This is a genomic window from Occallatibacter sp. (assembly GCF_036502485.1).
Classification (GTDB): domain Bacteria; phylum Acidobacteriota; class Terriglobia; order Terriglobales; family Acidobacteriaceae; genus Telmatobacter.
Genome location: NZ_DASXYM010000120.1, coordinates 1 through 6,574, shown reverse-complemented (window position 1 = coordinate 6,574; position 6,574 = coordinate 1). Strand labels below are relative to the sequence as shown.

Below are 6,574 nucleotides of genomic sequence, written 5' to 3'. Positions count from 1 at the left end.
GAACGGCCCGTGAACCAGGCAGTCAGGCTGGCTGGGATCAAGCGGCTCGTTCACCACATCCCACACGCCCACCTTGTTGCCAAAGTGTGTCACTTCAGACTGGATGTGCTCCTGAATGTTCGCGGTGACGAGAGCCTGGTTAGACGGCGAGTTAGTGCCGTCACCCCATGCATACGAGGGAACCTGCTGGCCGTTGGCCCATACCAGATTGTGTCCCCGAATCTGCATGTTGTTGCAGACGGCAACACCTACTTCAGAATCGGCGGGTCCGAAGTTAAAGCTGCCCTTCGTGCTCTCGATGGAACTCCATTTGAATTCGTTGCCGGAGGTAACGCTGTTGAAATGCATGGCCAGCAACTGTTCGTGCGGCCCCTGCAGATCGGCAGCGTCAATCGCAGCGCCGACGGGGAAGTACGGCGACAGTACCTGCGCAATGGACGGGATGTCAGTCTGGATCGTGGGCGGAGCGACATACGTTAGTTGAAAATCGTCAAGATAGAACGATACAAGATCGTCCCCTGAAGCGGGCATGGTCTGGAAGTAGAGAGAGGCAGAGCCCTGATCGTAGGCGCTGGACATGTTATAGCCCATTACGCTGACCTGGTGCCACTGGCCGTCGGCAGCCACTGCGACGCCGGGATACCCTGTAACTCCCGGATAACTTGTGTTCCCGCCAATCGTCGTCTGCAGACTTACATTGATGTTATGGCTGGAGCCATCGGTGGGAACCAGCTTGACCCAGCCGCTGATGTTATACACCGAACCGGGATACATCTTGTTGCTGATGCTGATCTGCGGTCCGTTCCAATTGGCGGTGCGTCCTGACACAAGCAGGCTGTTGTTGCCGCTGTGCGCAACGCCGGCAGTGTTGGCAACGGTTGCAGCCCCGCGGCCTGACCAGCCATCCGCGCCGCCATCTTCAAAGTTGGAGCTGATGCCGGTGTTGTCCTGCTGGCTGGGGCTGGGTGGCGGCGGCGCAAGCTCACCGATGGTGACGTGGCTGATGTAGAAGGAGTCGGTCACGCTGCTCGACTGAAGGTACAGCGTCAGCCCCGTGGGCGGCCCCGGCTGATTGCTGAAGGTGAACGTGCCCTGCACCTTGGTCCATGCGCTGCTTGACAAAGCAGCGGAACCCAGGCTGCTGTAATTGCCCGACGTAGCGCAGTCCGCCAGCTTGAGCGAGAGCGTCGCAGTGGGATTGGAAGCATCAGGCTGCGCAAGCAGCACGTACGCCGTCACCTGGTAGGTTGCGCCTGCAACCATATTGGGAACCTGCAGCAAGTCGAGAGCCGGTCCCATAAAGCCTTGCGTGCGGTTCTGTATCAGAAGCGCGTGCGAATCACCGTACGCGTTGGCTACCGGAATCGCGGTGTTGGTCAGTGTGGGGCTGCCGAACGGGAACCATCCATCGGTCGTGCCGTCCGCGAATGTATAACTCGCGATGGGAGTGCCGCCGGGAGCGGGCGCGAGTTGCGTGATTACAACGCTGTCCAGATAGAACGACTGAGCCGTGCTTGCGCCGACGAGCTGTGCATAAAGCATCAGGCTCGTCTCCGTTGTGCTGGGCGTGTAAGTGCCGCCGATCTGCACCCAGCCCGCGTCATTCACAGGAACCTGGTAAGTACCAATGGTGTCGTAACACGCTCCCCCGCTGCACGAGGGATCGTTGCGCACCATGGAAAAGTTGGCGTTGGCCGCGCCTTCACCACTGGTGAGTCGAAGATAGCCGGTAATGCTGTACTTGGCTCCGGGAACGAGAATGCTGCTGAGAGAAATGGACGGGCCGCCGGTACCGCCTGAACCTGTCGTGGTGAGCAGGCTGTGCGCACCCGTGTAAGCGGCAGACGTGGAGTTGACCGGATTGCTGGCGTAGTAGAACGAACCCCATCCCTGCGCCGTGCCATCTTCAAAATCGTAAGACGCGATGGTTTGCGCGTGCAGGTGAAGGCATGCGAGCAGCGGGAACGAAACAAGAAGAGCCAGCAGACGAGGGAACCGTCTCACCGGCGTGGGCCAATGCGAGTCACTGACAACATGAAACATGGGGGGTCTCCTGGAAACAGGCGATAGCTCAACCGGCGCCTCGGCAGGGTGGCGGAGGCGCAAAAATATACTCCTCGAGTAATTCGATTTACTCAAGTGTGCGGGAGTATAGCCACGCCTTGCAGCCATGTCAAGGTGTCTTCGGAGTGAGGAGAGCGCCGGGCCAAGACCTCTGAAGGCGCGAGTGAACTCAGCGAGTTACGGCAGCTCCTGAGTCACTTTGTCCGGTCGAGTGGATCGACTCATCGCTGCTTGACCAGTTCGCATCGAGGTGAACCACCAGGATTCATCGCGAGCCGGACATGGTCCGGCCGTCTGCACCAGGCCGTTGTGGAGGCGGTCAGCTCTCCTTGCGGTAGAGCATGTCGCGCATGGCCTTGCGGCGCGCTTCGTTCACCTCGGCATTATCGGTGCGGTAGTCGCCCTGCGTCGGCTTCTCGATATCCTCCTCGGGCACGCTGCACGTGGGGCAGCGGTTGGCGAAGCCGGGTTTCCCCGGCCGCAGTTCGAATTCTTCTCCACAGGCGACGCAAGTCTTGATCGGAAATGGCATGGCTTTTCTCTTTGTACTTTTGGATGTTGAACTGGTGATTTCGTTGCGGTCTGTTGTCTAAAATTCCCGGCGGCATCTCAGAGGCAAAGACACTGTCAGCTCTGGCGGCTGCCGCGCATGCCCTTACGTTTTCGGGATTTCGAGAGCTTTGGTGAGGCTGGCCACCGACTCCACGTGATGACCGCGGCACCACGATTCGAGTCCCTTCGCCAGCCTTTCCGTGGCGCGCGGATCGGCGTAGCTGGCCGTGCCAACCTGGACTGCAGTGGCCCCCGCGAGCAGAAACTCCACCGCATCCTCGGGCGTGATAATACCGCCGAGGCCCGCGATGGGGATTTTGACGGCGCGCGCGGTCTCGTAGACCATGCGCAGGGCAATGGGCTTGATCGCAGGTCCGGAGAGGCCGCCGGTGATGTTGGTGAGCCGCGGCCGGCGTGTCTCTACATCGATAGACATCGCCATGAAGGTGTTGACCAGGCTGACCGCATCGGCGCCGGCGTTCTCGCAGATCTGCGCCATCTGCGCGATGGAGGTGACATTGGGCGAGAGCTTCACGATGAGCGGGCGCTTGCTGATGGCTTTGACGCGGCCCACCAGGTACTCGAGCGAGCCGCAGTCGGAGCCAAAAGCCATCCCGCCGGCATGCACGTTAGGGCAGGACACGTTCAATTCGTATGCGGCGATGCCTTCAGCCTGGTTGAGCCGCTCCACGACACCCACATAGTCGCTGACCGTATAGCCGAAAATGTTGACGATGACCTTGGCGCGCGGGTACTTCTTCAGCGCGGTGAGCTTGGTGGCGATGAAATCCTCGACCCCAACGTTCTGCAGGCCAATGGCGTTGAGCATGCCCGCCGCCGTCTGAATGAGCCGCGGCGCGCGATTGCCCTGCATGGGTTCGAGCGAAATGCCCTTGGTGACGAAGGCGCCGAGAAGCTCAAGATTGACCATCTCGTCGAATTCGATTCCGTAGCCGAAGGTGCCGCTGGCTGCAATAACCGGGTTGGCCAGCGTGATCCCGGCCAACGTGACTTTCATATCGGGCTTCAATGCTGCTCCAGAAAACGGTGGTCAATGGCTAGCGACCAGTCTTCACCGCCGCCTGTAGACTCACTTGCCACGTTCTAGTGTATCGCCGCCGGGCTGGCGGATTTGATCGCCTCCGTGAGCACGCGCCCAACGGAAGCCGACGGCTGATTCACGCCTGCCAGCGAAGCGAACGTAGCGGCAAGATCAACCGGCGCCACACGGTCGCGATACTCGCCAGCCACGAAAGGCGCGCCGTAGAAGGCCAGCGGAACATGGCGATCGTAGGACCAGGGGCTGTAATGCGTGGTGCCGCCGGCGCTGCTGCCCTGAATCTGATACGCATCGAGCATCGCCATCACAAACCAGTTGCCGTGATCGGCGTAGCTGTGGGCGATACGGCGGCCCCATTCCGTGGGCGGCAGTTCAGCGTGCGCGAGCTGCAGCCGCGTATAGACAGCCTGTACGCGCGGTGCAGGCTGCAGCCGATGCTGAACGGGCAGTTCAGCGGCCGGCTTCGAACCGGACGCGGCCACCACTGCAGAGACCAGCGCGGCAACCGCATCTTCGGCAGTCTTCTCGTCAATCTTCGCCGTTTCAAAGGCCTGCTTGTTCAGAGTGATGTAGGGCAGGTCAGGGTCCGGCATGAGATAGGCAGTTTTGGCCGCCGGCGAGAATCTTGCGTTGAGCTTGTCGTTGATTGCGGCGTCCACCTCCGTCATGTTGACTGCCGCAGCGGAGATGCCGAGTTCAGCAGCCTCACGGGGGACAGGTGCGACACCATGATCGGCGCTGAGCGCAACCCAGACGTTTTTCAAGCCCACGTTCTGATCGAGCCAGGTAAAGAATGCGTCGAGATCGTGATCGAGGCCGAGCACCATGCGATGTTCCTGCGGCGAATCAGGGCCGAAGGCGTGGCCTTCAATGTCATTGGCGGAAAGCGAGATCGTGATCTCGTCGGTCACGCCGTTCTGGCCAAGGCGTTCGTTCTGGATGAGGGCCTGGGCAAAGGCGAGCTCGTAGCTGTTGGCGGCGGGCATGCGGCCCACCTGCTCAAAAAACTGTTCCGTGCCATCGGCCAGCGCCTCATGAGCGGCCTGCTGGCGCCGCGGGCCGGCATTGAAGGCGCGAGCCCACTCGGGAAGATGTTCCATGTAATAAGTCGATGTGGTGAATTGGCCGCTCGAGGGCTCCAGCCAATAAGCCGCGTTGGCGGATTGGCCCGAGGGAAGAATCGATGCGCGGTCCTTAAGCGACACACCAAAGACGCGAGCCTTACCTTGCGTCGCAAGCCGCAGTTCGTCGCCAAGCGTGGTGGCGCGCAGGTTGCGAGGCGAGGAGCCGACGAGGTACTTGAGCGCACCGGGCTGCGCGTTCGGCATATTGGCGGGAATCACATTTGAGGGCACGTCGACAAGCTGGTAGCGCTCGTCTTCCACTGAGCTGACCTTGTGCGTTGCGTCGCGTGAGATATCCCACCACTCATTGGTCTCGATGCCGTGTCCGTCTGTGTACGCGCCGGTGCCGAGGGTGGCGTGCCCCGGAGCCGTCTTGGTATTCGCGTAATCGTAATAGCAGTTCGTGAACCAGGCGCCCTGGTCGGTAAACAGGCGGAAGCCGCGGCCCTTGAACTCGTCGTGGAAGCGATTGAGGTAGTCGCCGCGGAATTGGTCGATCACCACGATGACGATGAGCTTCGGCTTGCCCGCATAAACCTGGGCTTGCGCAATAGGGGTTTGAACTGCGAAGACGATAACACATAGTAAGAGGGCAGCGGCAACCAAGCGGATCCTTGAACGCATAAGACGATGATAGAGAATCAGCTCGAGGAACAATCCACGCTAACCTGATTTTCATGCTTGCTGCTGGGCGGTCGCTCGGCCAAAATGAACGGGCGACTCCCTTGAGCCGCCCGTTCGGTTGATGCTGCTGAATGAACGGTTACGCGCTGACCGCTTCCTGACTTCCCACCTTGACCGGTGTCAGCCAGCCGAACTTGTCCGGCTTGAGGCCGTTGGCAATCCCGAAGAATTCATCGGCGATCTTGCGGGTAATCTCGCCTGCCTTGCCGTCGCCGATCACGATGCGGTCGATGGAGCGGATGGGCGAAACCTCCGCCGCCGTTCCGGTGAAGAAGACCTCGTCCGAGATGTAGAGCAACTCGCGCGGGATCGATTGTTCAATCACTGTCAAGCCCAGGTGCCGCGCGATGGTGAGCACGGAATCGCGCGTGATGCCCGACAGAGCCGAGTTCGCCAGCGGAGGCGTGTAGAGCACGCCGTTGCGCACGATGAAGATGTTCTCGCCTGAGCCCTCGCTCACATACCCGTTCACGTCGAGAGCGATGCCTTCAGCGTAGCCGTTGATGTCGGCCTCCATGCGGATAAGCTGCGAGTTCATGTAGTTCGCACCTGCCTTCGCCAGCGACGGCATCGTGTTCGGAGCCAGCCGGTTCCAGCTCGAGATACAAACATCCGCGCCGCCATGCCCGGCCACATACTTACCCCACGGAAAGTTCGCCATGTACACCTCCACCGGCGACTTCAGCGGATTCACGCCAATCTCTCCATAGCCGCGAAACGCGATCGGCCGGATGTAGCACGGCGTCACGCCGTTGGCTTCGATCAACTCCACCACAGCATCGTTCAGCTGCGCCAGATTGTAGGGAAGCGGCATCCGGTGGATCTTCGCCGAGTGAATCAACCGCTGCATGTGTTCGCTCAGCCGAAACACGCCCGCGCCATTCTCCTGCGCGTAGCAGCGAATCCCCTCAAACACCGACGAGCCGTAGTGCACCACGTGGCTCATCACGTGAATCTGTGCCTTCTCCCACGGAATCAGTTCGCCATTGTGCCAGATATTCGCGGTCGTCTCGAGCGGCATTCACAATCTCCTTGTATGAACAATGATTATACGGTTCGATCTGCGCACCTTTGAAATGCTGTCCGTCCC

Annotated in this window: 5 protein-coding genes; all 5 read right to left on the bottom strand. The window is 60.3% G+C overall.

Annotation, left to right across the window (positions count from 1 at the left end; translation table 11 throughout):
- Positions 1–2,043, bottom strand: a 2,043-nt coding sequence (locus tag VGL22_RS15725) for a carbohydrate binding domain-containing protein (RefSeq protein ID WP_465267889.1), incomplete at its 3' end; no start/stop codon positions are given.
- A 340-nt stretch (positions 2,044–2,383) separates the two neighbouring features.
- Entirely contained in the window at positions 2,384–2,596 is a 213-nt protein-coding gene (locus tag VGL22_RS15720; RefSeq protein WP_465267888.1) for a hypothetical protein, read from the bottom strand.
- Positions 2,597–2,719: 123 nt separating this feature from the next.
- Positions 2,720–3,634 (bottom strand): dihydroorotate dehydrogenase, encoded by a 915-nt coding sequence (locus VGL22_RS15715; protein WP_465267887.1) that lies wholly within the window; start codon positions 3,632–3,634, stop codon positions 2,720–2,722.
- 86 nt (positions 3,635–3,720) lie between these two features.
- On the bottom strand, positions 3,721–5,406 hold the full coding sequence (locus VGL22_RS15710) for an alkaline phosphatase family protein (protein ID WP_465267886.1): 1,686 nt from the start codon (positions 5,404–5,406) through the stop codon (positions 3,721–3,723).
- 157 nt (positions 5,407–5,563) lie between these two features.
- Entirely contained in the window at positions 5,564–6,505 is a 942-nt protein-coding gene (locus VGL22_RS15705; RefSeq protein ID WP_465267885.1) for a branched-chain amino acid transaminase, read from the bottom strand.
- Between the last annotated feature and the right edge of the window lie 69 nt (positions 6,506–6,574).